Here is a 17,394-nt window from a genome sequence, read left to right as displayed (position 1 = left end):
TGAGCTTGTCGAAACCTGGTGGGGTGCTCTGCGGATGCTGCGGTAGCGTCCCCGGGATTGGCTGGCGTGGTCTCGACAGGCTCGACCGGCGTGTTGGTCGCGTTCCCAGGTCGGCTCGCGTTCCGGGTGTGTGAGCCAACTAGGCTGGCACTCATGCCCGGGCTCTCTTTTGTCACCACCGACCCGGGATCGCCGGCCGCCGCGGCCCTGCTTCGTCAGTACTACGACGACATCGTCGGCCGGTACTGGGGGCGGGCCGCCCTGGCCGCCGAGGTCGATGCTGCGATGGCGGATGAGCCGAGTCACGACCTGCAGCGTGACACCGGTCTGCTGGTGGTCGCCTTCGACAGCGACCGGGCGGTTGCCTGCGGGGGAGTGCGCTTCACCGGCGACGCGCTGGGCGACCTCACCCGCATCTACGTGGCGCCGCAAGCGCGGGGGCTCGGCGCCGGAGCCGAACTGATCGGCCGGCTCGAAGAGCTCGCGGTCGCCGCCGAACTCAGCCGCCTGCGCCTGACCGTGCGCACCGATCTGGTCGAGGCACGCCGGCTCTACCGGCGCTGCGGCTACCTCGAGGTCGCGCCGTTCAACACCGATCCCTATGCCGAGCACTGGCTGGCGAAGGAGCTGCACTGACCATGGTCACCCTCGCCGCCGTGTTCCTGCTGGTGCCGTGGCTGTACACGGCGGTCAAGGTGGCCGGTGCCGCCTACCTGCTCTACCTGGCCTGGAGGACCCTCAAGCCGGGCGGGCTGTCGCTGTTCGAGAACCGCGATCTGCCCCGCGACTCCCGCTCCAAGCTGTTCCGGATGGGACTGATCACCAACCTGCTCAACCCCAAGGCCGCCATCATGTACCTGGCCCTGATCCCGCAGTTCGTCACCCCGTCCGCCGGCAACGTGATGCTGCAGGGCTTCATCCTCGGCGGGGTGCAGATCACCGTGAGCATGCTCGTCAACGCCGCGATCGTGTTCGCGGCCGGTGGCATCGCGGTGTTCCTGCAGAGCCGCCCTACCTGGGTCAGCTGGCAGCGCTGGATCACCGGCACCCTGCTCGGTGCGGTGGGCGTCAAGCTCGCGATCGACGCCCCCGCACCGGCTACCTAGCGGCTACGCGAGCAGGTCGGCGTGGTGGATCGCCGCCACGTCCGGGTGCGCACGCATCCGGCTCTTCAGCGAGTTCTCGCCGTAGGTGCTGAAGATCGGGTTCTCCGGGTCCACCGTGATGCCGGGCGCGTGCAGCTCCTCAGGCAGCGTCAGTAGGGGGATGGTGGCATCCAGCGCCGGGCTGTAGAAGAACGGGATGGAGATGCGGTCGGTGCCGATCAGTGGGGAGATCACCCGGTGCACGGTCGCCTTGAGGTAGCCGTCCGTTGCCACCTCGAGCAGCTCGCCGATGTTCACCACGAACGCGCCGTCCAGCGGGGGAGCGTCGATCCACTCGCCGTCCTTCTCCACCTGCAGGCCGGCCTTGCCTGGTTCGACGAACAGCAGGGTGAGAACACCGGAGTCCTTGTGCGCGCCGACCCCCTGCCTCGGGGTCGGGTCGGACTTACCGGGGTAGCGCACGATCTTGATCAGGGTCGACGGCTTCACGGCGAAGGCCTCGTCGAAAATGTGCTGGTCTGCACCGAGGGACAGCGCCCAGGCCTGCATCAGTCGCAGGGCGACGTCATTCAGCTCCTCGCGCCACTGGGTCATGACCTCTTCCAGCGCGGGCAGGTTGACCGGCCACTGGTTGGGGCCTTCCAGGCGCAGGTAGTCCGCGTCGTCGGCGGTGAGGTCGAGAGCGGGCCGCTCCGGGCCGATGTCGATCTGCTCGCGCCAGTCCACCTTGCCCTGGGTGAGTTCGCCGCCCACCCGGGTGTAGCCGCGGAAGTGCGGGCTCTGCAGGTTCTCGATGGCCATTTTGTCGTCCTCTGGCAGGTCGAAGAAGGCTCGCGACGTGGTCATCACACGCTCGATCAGCTCGGCGGGCACACCGTGCCCGGTGAGGTAGAAGAACCCGTACTCGTGGGTGACCTCGCGCAGGTCGGTGCGGAACGCCTCCGCCTCTGCGGGTCCGGCGTCGAGCCTGGACAGGTCGAGGACCGGGAGGGACTTGGTGGCGGTCGCCGCTGCGGCGGGGGAAGTTGTCATGACAACCATTCTGCCAAGTTTCGCACCCGATGCCCGACTGTTACAGCGGATTGCCGGGGTCGAAGATCCTGCGCCGCGGCATCCGCCCGTCGGTGTTCGGTCGCAGGATGCTCCGCAAGAGAACGGCTAGGCGTTGGTTTTCAGCAGGCCGCGGGCCGCTTTGATCTCTTCGGGGGTACCCGGCTGGGCTCTGGCGGGGATGCCGAGCAGGATCGACCGTACAGGGGCATCCTTTGTGACGACGGCGTTGGCCCCCACCGTGCTCCACTCGCCCAGTGTGATCGGCCCGAGGATCTTCGCGCCGGCACCCACCGTCACGCCGTCTTTCAGGTTGGGATGACGCTGGGCACCCGGAACCAGTCCGTGCCGGCTCTTTCCGCCCAGGGTGACCCCGTGGTACAGCATCACATCGTCGCCGACGACGGCGGTCTCGCCGATCACCACACCCATGCCGTGATCGATGAACAGTCGCCGGCCGATGCTCGCACCGGGGTGGATTTCCACCCCGGTGAGAAAGCGGGTGAACTGGGACAGCAGCCGGGCCGGCAGGCGGTAGCCAGCCAGCCACAGCCGGTGGGTGACGCGGTACGCCCACACCGCGTGCACACCGCTGTAGGCCAGGACGACCTCGGCCTTGCTGTGCGCGGCAGGGTCGTGCCTCTGCGCCATCGCGATGTCTTCGCGAATGCGGGCGAACACTCCCATGCCGGGCACCTGTCTGTACGTTCGTGAGCGGAGGATCAGTTTAAGCCGTGAGCTTCTTAGACGAGGTCCTCGTACAGCACCGTGCTGATGTACCGCTCGCCGAACCGGGAACGATGACAACGATGGTCTTGCCGGCGTTCTCGGGCAGCTTGGCCTGCTCGAGGGCGGCCCAGACCGCGGCACCGCCGGAGATACCGGCCAGGATGCCCTCCTGGGTGCCGAGTGCACGGGCGGTGGCGATGGCGTCGGCCAGCGTCACATCCGTCACCTCGTCGTAGATCTCGGTGTCGAGCACCGACGGCACGAAGTTCGCGCCGATGCCTTGGATCTTGTGCGGTCCGGGGGAGCCGCCGGTGAGGATCGGGGAGTCCTTGGGCTCGACACCGACGATCCGCACGGAGGGCTTGCGCTCCTTGAGCAGCTGGCCGGCGCCGGTGATGGTGCCGCCGGTGCCGATGCCCGCGACCAGGAGGTCGACGGCACCGTCGGTGTCGTCCCAGATCTCCACCCCCGTGGTGGCCTTGTGGATGGCGGGGTTGGCCGGGTTGTCGAACTGCCGCGCCCAGATGGCGCCGGGCGTGGCCGCCGCGATCTCCTTGGCCTTCTCGACCGCGCCGCGCATACCGTCGGGGCCGGGGGTCAGCACGAGTTCGGCACCGTACGCGCGCAGCAGGATCTTGCGCTCCTTGCTCATGGTCTCCGGCATCGCCAGGATCACCTTGTAACCGCGCGCGGCGCCGACCAGGGCCAGGGCGATGCCGGTGTTGCCGCTGGTGCCCTCGACGATGGTGCCGCCCGGCTGCAGTTCGCCGGACTTCTCGGCGGCGTCGACGATGGCCACACCGATGCGGTCCTTGACGCTGCTGGACGGGTTGTAGAACTCGAGCTTGGCGAGCACGGTGGCCGTGGAGTCGCCTGGCAGGCGGTTCAGCTTCACCAGCGGGGTCCCGCCAACGGTTTCGGTAATGTCTGAGTAGATCCGTGCGGACATCGGTAGACCTTTCCTGTGGGCTCACCGGGGAGCCTGTGTGTTTCTGCGGACCAGCCGCTGGGATGGGTAGAGCCGTGACGGGGGAGCTCGGGAGCCTGCCTCGTTCAGCCTAGAGCCCCGACGATACTCAGGCGGGTGCGTAAGATTTCACTTTGTGACAGCTCCCAGTAACACTCCAGCCCCGCAGAATGACGATCCGACCCCCGAGGCCGCCGGTGCCGTCACCGCCGTCGAGCAGCTGCGGGCGCAGGCCGTCGCCCGGCTCACCGCGGTGGGCATCGTCGACGCCGAGGTGGATGCCGACCTGCTGATCGGTCACGTCCTGGGCCAGAGCCGCGGGCAGGTGCAGGCCGCCGCGATCATGGGCAAGGTGCTCTCCGTCGGTGACGCCGCGGCCGTCGCCGCACTGGTGGAACGCCGGGAGAAGCGCGAACCCCTGCAGCACATCACCGGCCGGGCACCGTTCCGGTCCCTGGAACTGAACGTCGGCCCCGGCGTCTTCGTGCCCCGCCCCGAAACCGAGGGGGTGGCCCAGGTGGCGATCGACGCATTGCGGTCGATGGCGGACCCCGAGCCCATCGGCGTGGACCTCGGCACCGGCAGCGGCGCCATCGCCCTGGCGATGGCCACCGAGGTGCCGCACGCCCGCGTCTTCGCCTGCGAGAACTCGACCGAGGCATTCCCGTGGACCAGCCGCAACTTCGCCGAGGTCGGCGCCGAGAACGCCCGTCTGGTCTTCGCCGACCTGGCCGACGCCCTCCCCGAGTTGAACGGCACCGTCTCCGTGGTCGTCTCGAACCCGCCGTACATCCCGGCCGACGCCATCCCGCGCGACCCGGAGGTGCGCCTGTTCGACCCGGCTCATGCCCTCTTCGGCGGCCCGGACGGCCTCGACGTGGTGCGCCTGGTGTCGCAGACGGGCCTGCGCCTGCTCCGGCCAGGGGGAGTGCTCATCATCGAGCACGGCGAGCTGCAGGGTGCCGAGATCCGTGCCCTGCTGGAATCCGACGGCTGGCGTGCCACCGCCACCCACCGCGACCTCACCCAGCGCGACCGCACCACCACGGCGGTTGCGCCTCTCTGACTCCGCACGCGGGCCGTCGGCGAAGCCCGCCCGCCCGGGTTCACAGGTCGGCTGCACTAGAATCGTGCCCGATGACACGTATCTATGACTGCTCGGTCGACGAGGAATACGCGACCGGCATGCGACTGGCACGCGCGGCAATCGGCCGGGGCGCGCTCGTTGTCATCCCCACCGACACCGTGTACGGCCTCGCCGCAGACGCCTTCAACCCCGGTGCCGTGCAGAAGCTGCTGGATGCCAAGGGCCGCGTCCGGCAGTCACCGCCCCCCGTGCTCGTTCCCGGCATCCCCACCCTCGACGCCCTCGCCGAGAACGTGCCGCAGCCCGTGCGGGACCTCGTCGCCGCCTTCTGGCCCGGCGGTCTCACCGTCATCCTCAACGCCCAACCGTCACTGGTGTGGGACCTCGGCGAGACCCAGGGCACCGTCGCCCTGCGGATGCCGCGCAACCCGGTGGCCCTCGACCTGCTCGCCGAGACCGGCCCGCTCGCCGTCTCCAGCGCCAACACCACCGGGCTTCCGTCGGCCATCGACGTCATCGGAGCGGAGGACATGCTCGGAATCAGCGTCGCCGTCTACCTCGACGGGGGAGTGGCTGGCCTGGACTACGAGCCGATCGGCGACCGCGCCGGCGACACCTCCTCCACGATCATCGACGCCACCGGCTTCGACTCCAACGGAGGCCTGCTCGTGATCGTGCGCAACGGCGTCATCTCCCGCACCGACATCGAGGCCGTGATCGGTCAGGCCCTCGCTCCGGAAGCCAGCCGATGACCCTCTTCGTCCTCCTCGCCCTGGTCTCGGCGGTGGTGACCTACCTGATGTCGCTGGTGGTGCTCAAACTCACCCACAAGTACCGGCTCTACCCCAAGATCCGCGAACGCGACGTGCACACCAGGCCCACCCCTCGGCTGGGCGGCATCGCCATGTTCCTCGGCATCCTCGTGGCCTTCGGGGTGTCCTACCTCGTGGCGTCGCAGTTCGCCCCGCTGCGCCTGATCTTCGCCGACCCGCACCAGATCATGGCCATTCTCGGCGCGGCGCTGCTGATCGTGCTGCTGGGCGTGGCCGACGACATCTGGGACCTCGACTGGATGACCAAACTGCTCGGCCAGTTCATCGCCGCTGGCCTGGTCGCCTGGCAGGGCGTGCAGGTCTTCTCCCTGCCCATCGGCGGCCTCACCGTCGGCTCCTCCTGGATGTCCATCGTGATCACGGTGATGGCCATCGTCATCGTGATGAACATGATCAACTTCATCGACGGCCTCGACGGTCTCGTCGCCGGAGTGGCCCTGATCGCCAACGGCGTGTTCTTCATCTACAGCTATCTGCTGGTGCGGGACACGTCACCCACCAACTACTTCAACCTGGCCTCCCTGATCGCCGCGATCCTCGTCGGCGCCTGCATCGGTTTCCTGCCGGTGAACTGGCGTCCGGCGAAGATGTTCATGGGCGACGCCGGCGCCCTGCTGGTGGGCCTGCTGATGGCCACCTCCGCGATCGCCATCACCGGTCAGATCGACCCCACAGCCATCAACCGGGCCCAGCTGTTCCCCGCGTTCATCCCGCTGATCCTGCCGGTGGCGATCCTCATCATCCCCCTGCTCGACTTCGGCCTGGCCGTGTTCCGGCGGGTGCGAGCGGGTAAATCCCCGTTCAGCGCCGACCGCAAGCACCTGCATCACCGGCTGCTCGATATGGGACACTCGCACCTGCACGCCGTGCTGATCTTCTACGCGTGGACCGCCGCAGCCTCGATCGGCTGCCTGCTGTACTACGTGCTGCCGGTGTTCTTCGGTCTGCCCAGCGGATGGGCCACCGTCTTCCTGGTGACCTCCCTGGTCATCTGCACCGTCGTGACGCTCGCCCCGCTCAGCCGCCGCAAGGCCATCGAGGCCGCGAGCCAGCTCGCCCCGGTGACCGGCGCCGTTGGCGTCGCCACCATTGCCCGACTTGATCCCCTCGACGAGGCGTCAGACGCCAAGGAGCCCGCATGACCACCGCACCCCTTCCCTCAGACAAGCCGGTCGCGCCGCCGCGCACGACTCCGGTCGACGCCAAGAAGATCCTCACCGAGGTCCTCAAGTACACCGGCCTGCTCGCCGTCGCCATCGCCGTCATCGGCGGCGGACTCGGCTATTACTTCGCATCGACCGACGGCCTCATCAGCGCCCTGATCGGCACCGCGCTCGCGGTGCTGTTCGCGTCCATCACCGCCGCGAGCATCATCGGCGCCATGCGGTTCGACATCGCCGCGTTCTTCGGCATCGTGATGGGGGCGTGGTTGCTCAAGATCGTAGTCTTCATCGTCATCCTCGCCCTGCTGCGTGACGCTCCCTTTGTGCAGACCATGGTGCTCTTCCTCACCGTGATCGCCGGCGCGGTCGGCACCATGCTGATCGATGTGATCGTTGTCTTCCGCTCCCGACTGGGCTACGCCAGCAACGTCACCCTGCCCGCCCCCATCGACGAAACCTCCCCACGAACCGACCGCGACCGCGACTGAACGAACTCGATTAGTCACAGAGAACGATTGTTGATAAAGTGAAAACACTCTCAGGTGGCAGTGTGCGCCCCCGAGCCACTGACCGATATTCCCCCACTGTCGCCTTTGTGCGTCCGCACAGAAACAGGAGATAGCGCTGTGATTACCGCTGCGAACTTGCTGATTCCGATGGCTTCCGACGGCGAGTTCCACGCTCCTGGTATCAGCGAGTTCCTGGGCCTGCCTGCGCTGTTCTTCGAAGGCACCCCCTTCGAGATCAACCGCATCATCCTGGTCCGTCTCGTGGCCATCGCCGTGATGATGCTCCTCTTCTGGTTGGCGCTGCGTAAGCCCAGCCTCATCCCCGGCCGCAACCAGAGCATCGCCGAACTGGCGCTCGGATTCGTTCAGGTGCAGATCGCCGACCAGATCCTGGGTAAGGAAATGGGCCGCCGCTACCTGCCGCTGCTCGCCGGACTCTTCTTCGGCATCCTGGCCATGAATGTCACCGGTGTGGTGCCGTTCATGAACATCTCGGGCACCTCGATCATCGCGATGCCGCTGCTGCTGGGCCTGGTGGCCTACGTCGTCTTCATCTACGCGGGCATCAAGGGCGTCGGCGCCGGCAAGTTCTTCAAGAACTCACTCTTCCCCGCCGGTGTGCCGTGGCCGATCTACATCCTGCTCGCGCCGATCGAGTTCATCAACATCTTCATCGTGCGCCCGCTCTCGCTGGCCCTGCGACTTCTGCTCAATATGATGGTCGGGCACCTTTTGCTCGTGCTGTGCTTCAGTGCCACCAACTTCTTCTTCTTCACTGCGGGTGGATGGGCATCACTCTTCGGCGTGGGAACACTCGCCTTCGGGTTCATCTTCACCTTCGTTGAGTTCGCCGTCTATATCCTCCAGGCGTACATCTTTACCCTTCTGACCGCCGTGTACGTGCAACAGGCCGTGGCTGAAGAGCACTGACACAACTGAACTGGCTACGTCGACCGACGTCGTTTTTCGATTGAAAGGAAACACCTAGTGGAACCCACAATTCTCGCCGAGATCACCGGCAACATCGCGACCGTCGGTTACGGCCTCGCCGCGATCGGACCCGGCATCGGCATCGGTATTGTCGCCGGAAAGACCGTTGAGGCCATGGCTCGCCAGCCTGAACTCGCCGGCCGCCTGCAGGTCACCATGTTCCTCGGCATCGCGTTCACCGAGCTCCTCGCGTTCATCGGTGTTGCCGTATTCTTCATCTTCGTCTAGGGATTACCACGATGCCTGAGCTCGTTCTCGCAGAAGCGGAGACCAATCCGTTTCTTCCTGCCATCTACGACATCACCTGGTCGCTCGTTGTCCTGCTGGTCGTCATGGTCTTCTTTGTACGCTTCGCGATCCCGCGTTTCCGTCAGATCCTTGACGACCGTGCGGAGGCCATCGAGGGGAACATTGCCAAGGCAGACGACGCCCAGCGCAAGGCCGAAGCTGCCCTAGAGCAGTACACGGCCCAGCTGGCCGAAGCACGCATCGAAGCCGGCCAGATTCGTGAGCAGGCACGTGCCGACGGTCAGCAGATCCTCGCGGAACTCCGCGAGCAGGCCTCATCCGAGGCCGCCCGCATCACGGCTACCGCCAAGGTGCAGATCGAAGCAGAGCGTCAGGCCGCAGTGTTGTCCCTTCGTAGTGAAGTGGGCTCGCTGGCCATCGACCTCGCCTCCGGAGTCATCGGAGAGAGCCTGAACGACGATGCGCGTGCAAGCGCCATGGTCGACCGGTTCCTCGCCGATATCGAATCCTCCGAAAACGCGGCCCCCTCGGCCGGGAAGAACTAAGACAAATGGGAAGCGCTACCAGAGAAGCCCTGGCCTCGTCGCGGGCGGCCTTGGCCGCCCATGCCGACTGGGCCGATCTGGCTACGGGTGAAAACCTGTTCGACGCCGCTCGGGTCATCGGAGATTCCTCGCAGCTGCTGGCCGCCTTGGGCGACTCGTCTGCTGACGAGTCCTCCAAGAGCGCGCTCGTCCGCGCGGTCTTCGGCGCCACGGTCACTCCCGCAGCTCTTGAGCTGCTGGTGACCGTCGCGGCCGGTCGCTGGTCGAGCCACCAGGATCTTCTGGCCGGCATCGAAGAGTTGGCGTTGCGCGTTACGGCTGCGTCTGCTCCCCAGGATGTCTCGATCGGTTCGGAGCTTTTCGGCTTCGGCGCTGCTGTCTCTTCAGACGCAGAGCTGGAGTTGGCGCTGACCAGCAAGCTCGGCCTGGTTTCGGCCAAGGTCGGCCTCATTGAGGCTCTGCTGGCCGGCAAAGTCTCACCGCAGACCCTGGTGATCGTTCGCCACCTCGTGCAGCAGCCTCGCGGCCGTCGCATCGGTGAACTGCTTACCTTTGCGGCGACCATCGTCGCCGATCAGGCCGGCCGCATCATCGCGACCGTCACCTCGGCGGCACCCATGCAGCCCGGGCAGCTCGACCGCCTCACGGCGGCGCTGGCGACCCGGTACGGACGCAGTGTCGCGGTCAACCAGGTCATCGACCCATCCGTGGTCGGTGGCGCGAAAGTACAGATCGGCGATGACGTCATTGACGGCAGCGTCGCCACTCGTCTCAGCGACCTGAGACTGCAGCTTGCTGGTTGATCTTCGGATCTCCCAGAACACACAAACCTCGAGACGGTAACGTGTCGAACAGACGAAGCCTGTACTGCTGTACAGAAAAGGGAAGATGATGGCAGAACTAACGATCAGCCCGGATGAGATCCGCAACGCTCTACAGGACTTCGTTAAGTCCTACGAGCCGAGCAAGACCGCAACGACCGAGGTTGGCTATGTCACCACGGCCGGCGACGGTATCGCTCACGTGCAGGGCCTGCCCGGCGTCATGGCGAACGAGCTCATCAAGTTCGCCGATGGCACCCTGGGTCTCGCGCTGAACCTTGACGAAGACGAGATCGGTGTTGTCGTCCTCGGCGAGTTCGCCGGCATCGTCGAAGGCATGGAGGTCTACCGCACCGGCGAGGTTCTCTCCGTACCCGTCGGCGACGGCTACCTCGGCCGCGTCGTCGACCCGCTCGGCGCCCCCATCGACGGTCTCGGTGAGATCGCCACGGATGGCCGCCGCGCCCTCGAGCTGCAGGCCCCCGGCGTCATGCACCGCAAGAGCGTGCACGAGCCGATGCAGACCGGCATCAAGGCCATCGACGCCATGATCCCGATCGGCCGTGGGCAGCGCCAGCTGATCATCGGTGACCGCCAGACCGGTAAGACGGCCATCGCGGTGGACACCATCATCAACCAGAAGGCCAACTGGGAGTCCGGCGACACCAACAAGCAGGTTCGCTGCATCTACGTCGCCATCGGCCAGAAGGGCTCCACCATCGCTTCGGTGAAGGGTGCGCTCGAGGACGCCGGCGCGATGGAGTACACCACCATCGTCGCGGCACCGGCTTCCGACCCGGCCGGCTTCAAGTACCTCGCCCCGTACACCGGCTCTGCCATCGGCCAGCACTGGATGTACGCCGGCAAGCACGTTCTGATCATCTTCGATGACCTGTCCAAGCAGGCAGAGGCCTACCGTGCGGTATCGCTCTTGCTGCGTCGCCCGCCGGGACGCGAAGCGTACCCCGGCGACGTGTTCTACCTACACTCCCGCCTGCTCGAGCGTTGTGCCAAGCTCTCCGACGAGCTCGGCGCCGGCTCCATGACCGGCCTGCCGATCATCGAGACCAAGGCCAACGACGTTGCGGCCTACATTCCGACCAACGTGATCTCGATCACCGACGGCCAGATCTTCCTGCAGTCCGACCTCTTCAACGCCAACCAGCGCCCCGCTGTCGACGTGGGAATCTCGGTCTCCCGAGTCGGTGGTGACGCTCAGGTCAAGTCGATCAAGAAGGTCTCCGGTACCCTCAAGCTCGAACTCGCGCAGTACCGCTCGCTCGAAGCGTTCTCGATGTTCGCTTCGGACCTCGACCCGGCCAGCCGTCGCCAGCTTGCTCGCGGCGCCCGCCTGACCGAACTGCTCAAGCAGCCGCAGTACTCGCCGTACCCGGTCGAAGACCAGGTCGTCTCGATCTGGGCCGGCACCAACGGCAAGCTCGACGAGGTTCCCCTCGAAGACATCCTGCGGTTCGAGCGCGAACTGCTCGACTACCTGGCCCGCAACACCGGCATCCTCACGACCCTGCGCGAGACGAACGTGCTCTCGGACGACACCGTCACCGAGCTCACCTCGGCCGTCGACACCTTCAAGCGCGAATTCCAGACCGGTGAGGGCAAGCCGCTGGCTTCCGTCGGCCGCGAAGAGTTCGTCGCAACCAAGGAAGAAGACGTCAACCAGGAAAAGATCGTCAAGCACAAGCGCTGATCGCGCCGTCCGGTTCGAGCTGCCCTGAGCAGCTCGAACCGGGTTCTTGACACTCATCGACACGATATCTAAGCAAGCACAGGAGACACATGGGAGCGCAACTTCGGGTCTACCGGCAGAAGATCAAGTCTGCCCAGACGACCAAGAAGATCACTCGGGCCATGGAGTTGATCTCCGCTTCGCGCATCCAGAAGGCGCAGGCGCGAGTCGCGGCTTCCACCCCGTATTCACGTGCGATCACACAGGCCGTTTCGGCCGTGGCCACGTACTCGAACGTCGAGCACGTCCTGACGACGGAACCCGAGGTCATCAACCGCGCAGCGGTCGTCATCTTCGCCTCCGACCGTGGACTCGCGGGTGCGTTCAGCTCCCAGGTGCTGCGTGAGGCGGAACAGCTCAGCGAACTGCTGCGCAGCCAGGGCAAGGACGTTGTCTACTACCTCGTCGGCCGCAAGGCACTGGCCTACTTCAGCTTCCGCCGCCGCGTGTCAGAGCAGTCCTGGACCGGCGGAACCGACCGCCCGGAGTTCGACACCGCCCAGGAGATCGGCGACGCACTGCTGAGCGCGTTCCTGCGCGAAGCCGATGACGGCGGCGTCGATGAGATCCACATCGTCTTCAACCGTTTTGTGAGCATGGTCACCCAGGTTCCCCAGGTTGTGCGCCTGCTGCCGTTGGAGGTCGTCGAGGCTGAGGCCAGTGACGTGCCGTCGACGTTGCCGTTGTACGACTTCGAGCCAGACCCCGAGACCGTCCTCGACGCCCTGCTCCCGGTGTACATCGAAAGCCGCATCTTCAACGCCATGTTGCAGTCGGCCGCATCGGAGCACGCCAGCCGTCAGAAGGCCATGAAGTCGGCCAGCGACAACGCAGACAAGCTCATCAAGGACTTCACGCGCCTGTCGAACAACGCGCGCCAGACCGAGATCACGCAGCAGATTTCCGAGATCGTGGGTGGAGCCGACGCGCTCTCATCCGCCAAGAACTAACCAGAGAAGAGAGAGTTATGACTGACACCGCAATCGCGCCAGTCCTCGAGGAGGGCACAGCCGGCGCTGTGGGCCGTATCGCACGCGTTACGGGACCCGTCGTGGACATTGAGTTCCCGCACGACTCGATTCCTGGAATGTACAACGCGCTCAAGACGACAATCGTCATCGGCGACGAGTCGACCGAGATCACCCTCGAGGTCGCACTGCACCTCGGCGACGACCTCGTCCGTGCCATCGCCCTGAACCCGACCGACGGACTCGTCCGCGGCCAGGAGGTCCGGGACACCGGCTCGCCCATCATGGTTCCGGTCGGCAACGTCACCAAGGGTCGCGTCTTCAACGTCATCGGCGAGGTGCTCAACGCCAAGCCCGGCGAGTCCATCGAGATCACCGAGCGCTGGCCCATCCACCGCAAGCCGCCGCCCTTCGACCAGCTGGAGTCCAAGACCCAGCTGTTCGAGACCGGCATCAAGGTCATCGACCTGCTGACGCCGTACGTGCTCGGTGGAAAGATCGGCCTCTTCGGAGGTGCCGGTGTCGGCAAGACCGTTCTGATCCAGGAAATGATCCAGCGCGTCGCGCAGGATCACGGTGGAGTGTCGGTGTTCGCCGGTGTCGGCGAGCGCACCCGTGAGGGCAACGACCTCATCGCCGAAATGGAAGAGGCCGGCGTCTTCGACAAGACCGCCCTCGTGTTCGGCCAGATGGACGAGCCGCCGGGAACGCGTCTGCGTGTCGCGCTCTCCGCGCTGACCATGGCCGAGTACTTCCGTGACGTCGCCAAGCAGGACGTGTTGCTCTTCATCGACAACATCTTCCGCTTCACCCAGGCCGGTTCGGAGGTGTCGACCCTGCTGGGCCGCATGCCGTCCGCCGTGGGTTACCAGCCGAACCTGGCCGACGAGATGGGCATCCTGCAGGAGCGCATCACGTCGACCCGTGGCCACTCGATCACGTCACTGCAGGCCATCTACGTGCCCGCAGACGACTACACCGACCCGGCCCCTGCGACCACGTTCGCGCACCTCGACGCCACCACCGAGCTGTCGCGTGAAATCGCGTCGAAGGGTCTCTACCCGGCCGTCGACCCGCTCACCTCGTCCAGCCGTATCCTCGACCCCCGCTACTTGGGCGCCGACCACTACAACACGGCCGTTCGCGTCAAGGCGATCCTGCAGAAGAACAAGGAACTCCAGGAGATCATCGCGATCCTCGGTGTTGACGAGCTCTCTGAGGAAGACAAGGTGACCGTCTCCCGCGCCCGCCGCATCCAGCAGTTCCTGTCGCAGAACACCTACATGGCGAAGAAGTTCACCGGCGTCGAGGGTTCGACGGTTCCGCTCAAGGACACCATCGAGTCGTTCACGGCCATCGCCAACGGTGACTTCGACCACGTGGCCGAGCAGGCCTTCTTCAACGTCGGTGGCATCAACGACGTCGAAGAGAAGTGGGCTCAGATCCAGAAGGAGAACGGCTAAGCATGGCTTCGGCTTCGCTCACCGTGACTCTCGTCTCGGCGGACCAGCAGGTCTGGTCCGGCGAGGCGTCCATGGTCGTTGCACGCACCGTGGAAGGCGAGATCGGTCTTCTCGTCGGCCACGAGCCGTTGCTGGCCATCCTCTCCAGCGGAGAGGTGCGCATCACGCTGCTCGACGGCAGCAAGATTGTCGCCGAGGCCGAGGACGGATTCCTGTCCGTGGACAACGACATCGTTTCCGTCGTCGCCCGTCGCGCCGCTCTCGTCTAGGCGCTGCCTCATTTAGGACACACGTGTTTGTACTGATACCGCCGTCGGAGACTAAACGCTCCGGCGGCGTTTTCATGCCCCTGGCACTGGAGGCCCTGGCGTTCCCCGCGTTGGCCGCCCGCCGCAGGGTGCTCACCAACGCCCTCACCGCGTTGGCCGCCGACGCGGATGCAACGGTGCGCGCCCTGAAACTCGGCCGCACCCAGCTGGCCGAGATCGACCGCAACGCTGCCCTGCTGACCTCGCCGACCACCCCGGTCATCGACCGGTACACCGGGGTGCTTTACGACGCTCTGGACGCCCAGAGCCTGTCCCCGGATGCACGGGCCTTCGCCGGCCGGCACCTGCTGGTGCATTCCGCGCTACTGGGCCCCGTCGGAGGGCTCGACCTTGTGCCGGCATACCGGCTCTCACACGACTCCAGGCTGCCCGGCCTGCCGCTCAAGAAACACTGGGCGGCAGACGTGTCCGCGGCGCTGGAGGCCTCCGCGGACGACGGCTCCGGCGCGTTGCTCCTGGACCTGCGCTCGGAGGGCTACGTGTCGCTCGGGCCGGCGGGCGCGCATCCGCACCGGTTCTTCCTCCGCGTCGTGACCGAGAGCGCAGACGGTCGCACCCGCGCGCTCAACCACTTCAACAAGAAGGCCAAGGGCGAGTTCACCCGGGCACTGCTGCAGAACGGGCAGACCTTCCGCACCGTGCACGAGCTGCTCGCCTGGGCGCCCACCGCCGGCTTCACTCTGCGCCCCTCAGTCGCAGGCGAACTCGAACTCGTGGTGGCGCCCCACCCTTAGGATGAACTCGTGCAGAGACAACGAGTACACGTCACCGTCACCGGCGCCGGAGGCAACATCGGCTACGCGCTGATGTTTCGCATCGCCTCGGGCCAGCTGCTCGGTCCTGATGTTCCCATCGCGCTGCACCTGCTGGAGATCCCGAGCGGCATCCAAGCCGCAGAGGGCAGCGCCTTCGAACTACAGGACAGCGCCTTCCCGCTCCTGACCGACGTGACCGTGACGGATGACCCGGTGCGGGCATTCGACGGCGTCAACGTCGCCATCCTGGTGGGCTCGCGCCCCCGTGGACCCGGCCAGCAACGCGCGGACCTGCTCGACAGCAACGCTCGCATCTTCGGCCCGCAGGGTGCCGCGATCAACGCCGGCGCCTCCGACGACGTGAGGGTGGTCGTGGTGGGGAACCCGGCGAACACCAACGCCCTCGTCGCCGCGAGTCACGCACCAGACGTTCCCACCGACAGGTTCACGGCGCTCACCAGGCTGGACCACAACCGCGCCGTGGCACAGCTGGCCGCTCACCTGAGTGTGCCGGTGACCGCGGTGGCCGGCGTGGCCATCTGGGGCAACCACTCCGCGCTGCAATACCCCGATGTGTCCCACGCCACGGTCGACGGCCGCCCGGTGCGGGAACTGGTCACCGACGAGTGGCTGGTGAACGAGTTCATCCCGCGGGTGGCCAACCGCGGCGCCGAGATCATCGCCGTTCGGGGTGCGTCCTCGATGGGGTCCGCCGCCAGCGCCACCGTCGACCACGTACACGACTGGGTGCGAGGCACCGGCGCACACTGGACCAGCGCCGGAGTGCTCTCCGACGGGTCGTACGGTGTTCCGGCCGGGCTGGTGTCGTCGTACCCGGTGCGCTCCGTCGACGGCAGCTGGGTGATCGAGCCCGGCCTGTCGATCGACGCGTTCTCCCGGGCACGGATCGACGCCTCGGTGGCCGAACTCGCCGCAGAACGCGATGCGGTCGAGGGGCTGGGCCTGCTCGGACCGCGCCGCTAGGTCGCCGCTCGGTCAGTCGCCGGACCGGTGGCAGCCGGCAACGTGATCGTCGACCAGGCCGCTGGACTGCATCAGCGCGTACATGGTGGTCGGGCCGACGAACCTGTAGCCGCGGGCGCGGAGTGCGCGGCTGAGCGCCGTGGACTCCGGCGTGATCGCCGGTACGGCCGCCAGATCTCGAAGCGGCTCTGTGCGCGCCGGCGGGGCGAAACTCCAGATCAGCTCGGTCAGGCTCTCGTCCAGCGCCAGGGTCGTGCGGGCATTGCTGATGGTGGCGGTGATCTTGCCCCTGTGCCGGATGATGCGCTCATCGCCGAGCAGCCGCTCGATGTCCGCATCGGTGAACGCCGCCACCGCGGCCACATCGAAGTCGGCGAAGGCGGCCCTGAACGCGGGCCGGCGACGGAGGATGGTGATCCAACTGAGCCCGGCCTGGAAGCCCTCCAGACAGAGTTTCTCGAACAACAGTTGGTCGTTGCGCAGCGGCCGGCCCCACTCCTCGTCGTGGTAGCGCCGGTACTCGCTGTCGCCGGCGGACCAACCGCATCGGGCGACACCGTCATCACCGACCACCACTGACGTGTTCATCCGACGTACTCGATGTTCTCGTGCCGCAGCAGCCACTGCTTGGTGGGGATGCCCTCTCCGGCACTGAACCCGGTGATGCGACCGTTCGACGCGAGCACCCGGTGACAGCCGATGAGGATGGGCGCCGGGTTGGCACCGACGGCACCGCCGATGGCCCGGCCCGCCCCGCTCTTGCCGATCGAGCGGCCGAGCTCACCATAGGAGAGGTGAGAACCGAACGGGATCGCCGCCAGACCCTGCCACACGCTCTGCTGGAACACGGTGCCGCGGCACAGTCGCACCGGCACGTCGAAGCTGACCCTGTCGCCGGCGAAATACTCCGCCAGCTGCACCGCCGCGGTGTCCAGGAGCGGATTGGGGACCTCAGGCAGGCCCTCGAACGGCAGATGACCGTTCCGGATGATGGCCAACGACCAGACGTCGTTGTCGTCACCGGTGAGCTCGAGGCCGCCGAGCGGACTGGGCACGCGGATCAGGTTCGGGGGGAGGGGGGCTGGGCTGCTCATACTGC

General features: G+C 66.4%; 20 protein-coding genes and 1 pseudogene. 16 read left to right on the top strand and 5 right to left on the bottom strand.

The features are described from left to right. Positions 1 to 153 precede the first annotated feature (153 nt). Both K2F54_RS17010 and K2F54_RS17005 read left to right on the top strand, forming a co-directional pair. Positions 154 to 636: a GNAT family N-acetyltransferase gene (locus tag K2F54_RS17010; RefSeq protein WP_220607047.1), complete on the top strand. Its 483-nt coding sequence runs from the start codon at positions 154 to 156 to the stop codon at positions 634 to 636. 2 nt (positions 637 to 638) lie between these two features. Next, complete coding sequence (locus K2F54_RS17005) at positions 639 to 1,106, top strand: LysE family translocator (protein ID WP_220607046.1); 468 nt, start codon at positions 639 to 641, stop codon at positions 1,104 to 1,106. Positions 1,107 to 1,109: 3 nt separating this feature from the next. On the opposite strand, the gene K2F54_RS17000 is transcribed toward K2F54_RS17005, so the two are convergent. The 3 genes and pseudogenes from K2F54_RS17000 to cysK all read right to left on the bottom strand — a co-directional run bounded on the left by K2F54_RS17000 (position 1,110) and on the right by cysK (position 3,834). Beyond that, positions 1,110 to 2,138: an isopenicillin N synthase family dioxygenase gene (locus K2F54_RS17000; protein ID WP_220607045.1), complete on the bottom strand. Its 1,029-nt coding sequence runs from the start codon at positions 2,136 to 2,138 to the stop codon at positions 1,110 to 1,112. A gap of 126 nt (positions 2,139 to 2,264) precedes the next feature. Beyond that, positions 2,265 to 2,843 carry a serine O-acetyltransferase EpsC gene (epsC, locus tag K2F54_RS16995; protein ID WP_220607044.1) on the bottom strand — a complete coding sequence of 193 codons (579 nt, stop codon included), beginning with the start codon at positions 2,841 to 2,843 and terminating at the stop codon, positions 2,265 to 2,267. A gap of 56 nt (positions 2,844 to 2,899) precedes the next feature. Beyond that, positions 2,900 to 3,834, bottom strand: a pseudogene (gene cysK / locus K2F54_RS16990) (cysteine synthase A). A gap of 154 nt (positions 3,835 to 3,988) precedes the next feature. On the opposite strand from cysK, the gene prmC reads away from it, so the two are divergent. From prmC to K2F54_RS16920, 14 genes are all read left to right on the top strand, one after another. Continuing rightward, positions 3,989 to 4,918, top strand: a complete 930-nt coding sequence (gene prmC, locus K2F54_RS16985) for a peptide chain release factor N(5)-glutamine methyltransferase (protein ID WP_374107312.1) — start codon at positions 3,989 to 3,991, stop codon at positions 4,916 to 4,918. Positions 4,919 to 4,989: 71 nt separating this feature from the next. Next, entirely contained in the window at positions 4,990 to 5,691 is a 702-nt protein-coding gene (locus K2F54_RS16980) for an L-threonylcarbamoyladenylate synthase (protein ID WP_220607043.1), read from the top strand. After that, complete coding sequence (locus K2F54_RS16975; RefSeq protein ID WP_220607042.1) at positions 5,688 to 6,914, top strand: MraY family glycosyltransferase; 1,227 nt, start codon at positions 5,688 to 5,690, stop codon at positions 6,912 to 6,914. Before K2F54_RS16980 ends, K2F54_RS16975 begins: the two co-directional genes overlap by 4 nt. Beyond that, a complete protein-coding gene (locus K2F54_RS16970; protein WP_220607041.1) occupies positions 6,911 to 7,423 on the top strand; it encodes a Cg1360 family ATP-synthase-associated protein in 513 nt (170 codons plus the stop codon). The genes K2F54_RS16975 and K2F54_RS16970 overlap by 4 nt, the downstream gene beginning before the upstream one ends. Positions 7,424 to 7,591: 168 nt before the next feature. Then, positions 7,592 to 8,374 carry a F0F1 ATP synthase subunit A gene (gene atpB / locus K2F54_RS16965; protein ID WP_220607040.1) on the top strand — a complete coding sequence of 261 codons (783 nt, stop codon included), beginning with the start codon at positions 7,592 to 7,594 and terminating at the stop codon, positions 8,372 to 8,374. A gap of 57 nt (positions 8,375 to 8,431) precedes the next feature. Then, positions 8,432 to 8,662: an ATP synthase F0 subunit C gene (gene atpE, locus K2F54_RS16960; protein ID WP_088455448.1), complete on the top strand. Its 231-nt coding sequence runs from the start codon at positions 8,432 to 8,434 to the stop codon at positions 8,660 to 8,662. A gap of 11 nt (positions 8,663 to 8,673) precedes the next feature. Beyond that, positions 8,674 to 9,228, top strand: coding sequence for a F0F1 ATP synthase subunit B (locus tag K2F54_RS16955; RefSeq protein ID WP_220607039.1), 555 nt, complete (start codon positions 8,674 to 8,676; stop codon positions 9,226 to 9,228). 5 nt (positions 9,229 to 9,233) lie between these two features. Beyond that, on the top strand, positions 9,234 to 10,031 hold the full coding sequence (locus K2F54_RS16950; RefSeq protein WP_220607038.1) for a F0F1 ATP synthase subunit delta: 798 nt from the start codon (positions 9,234 to 9,236) through the stop codon (positions 10,029 to 10,031). 88 nt (positions 10,032 to 10,119) lie between these two features. Next, positions 10,120 to 11,757: a F0F1 ATP synthase subunit alpha gene (gene atpA, locus K2F54_RS16945; protein ID WP_220607037.1), complete on the top strand. Its 1,638-nt coding sequence runs from the start codon at positions 10,120 to 10,122 to the stop codon at positions 11,755 to 11,757. A gap of 89 nt (positions 11,758 to 11,846) precedes the next feature. Beyond that, the gene (locus tag K2F54_RS16940) at positions 11,847 to 12,746 is read left to right on the top strand and encodes a F0F1 ATP synthase subunit gamma (protein WP_220607036.1); all 900 of its coding nucleotides are present in this window, start codon (positions 11,847 to 11,849) and stop codon (positions 12,744 to 12,746) included. Between the two features lie 17 nt (positions 12,747 to 12,763). After that, positions 12,764 to 14,227 (top strand): F0F1 ATP synthase subunit beta, encoded by a 1,464-nt coding sequence (gene atpD / locus K2F54_RS16935; RefSeq protein ID WP_220607035.1) that lies wholly within the window; start codon positions 12,764 to 12,766, stop codon positions 14,225 to 14,227. Positions 14,228 to 14,229: 2 nt separating this feature from the next. Then, positions 14,230 to 14,496, top strand: a complete 267-nt coding sequence (locus tag K2F54_RS16930; RefSeq protein ID WP_220607034.1) for a F0F1 ATP synthase subunit epsilon — start codon at positions 14,230 to 14,232, stop codon at positions 14,494 to 14,496. A 23-nt stretch (positions 14,497 to 14,519) separates the two neighbouring features. After that, positions 14,520 to 15,290 (top strand): YaaA family protein, encoded by a 771-nt coding sequence (locus K2F54_RS16925; RefSeq protein ID WP_220607033.1) that lies wholly within the window; start codon positions 14,520 to 14,522, stop codon positions 15,288 to 15,290. A 9-nt stretch (positions 15,291 to 15,299) separates the two neighbouring features. After that, positions 15,300 to 16,295: a malate dehydrogenase gene (locus K2F54_RS16920; RefSeq protein ID WP_220607032.1), complete on the top strand. Its 996-nt coding sequence runs from the start codon at positions 15,300 to 15,302 to the stop codon at positions 16,293 to 16,295. 12 nt (positions 16,296 to 16,307) lie between these two features. On the opposite strand, the gene K2F54_RS16915 is transcribed toward K2F54_RS16920, so the two are convergent. Next, positions 16,308 to 16,883, bottom strand: coding sequence for a DNA-3-methyladenine glycosylase I (locus K2F54_RS16915; protein ID WP_220607031.1), 576 nt, complete (start codon positions 16,881 to 16,883; stop codon positions 16,308 to 16,310). Then, positions 16,880 to 17,389: a methylated-DNA--[protein]-cysteine S-methyltransferase gene (locus tag K2F54_RS16910; protein ID WP_220607030.1), complete on the bottom strand. Its 510-nt coding sequence runs from the start codon at positions 17,387 to 17,389 to the stop codon at positions 16,880 to 16,882. Before K2F54_RS16910 ends, K2F54_RS16915 begins: the two co-directional genes overlap by 4 nt. Positions 17,390 to 17,394 lie beyond the last annotated feature (5 nt).

The organism is Cryobacterium inferilacus (assembly GCF_019599185.1).
Lineage (GTDB): Bacteria > Actinomycetota > Actinomycetes > Actinomycetales > Microbacteriaceae > Cryobacterium > Cryobacterium inferilacus.
This window is presented reverse-complemented; position numbering and strand designations above follow the sequence as displayed.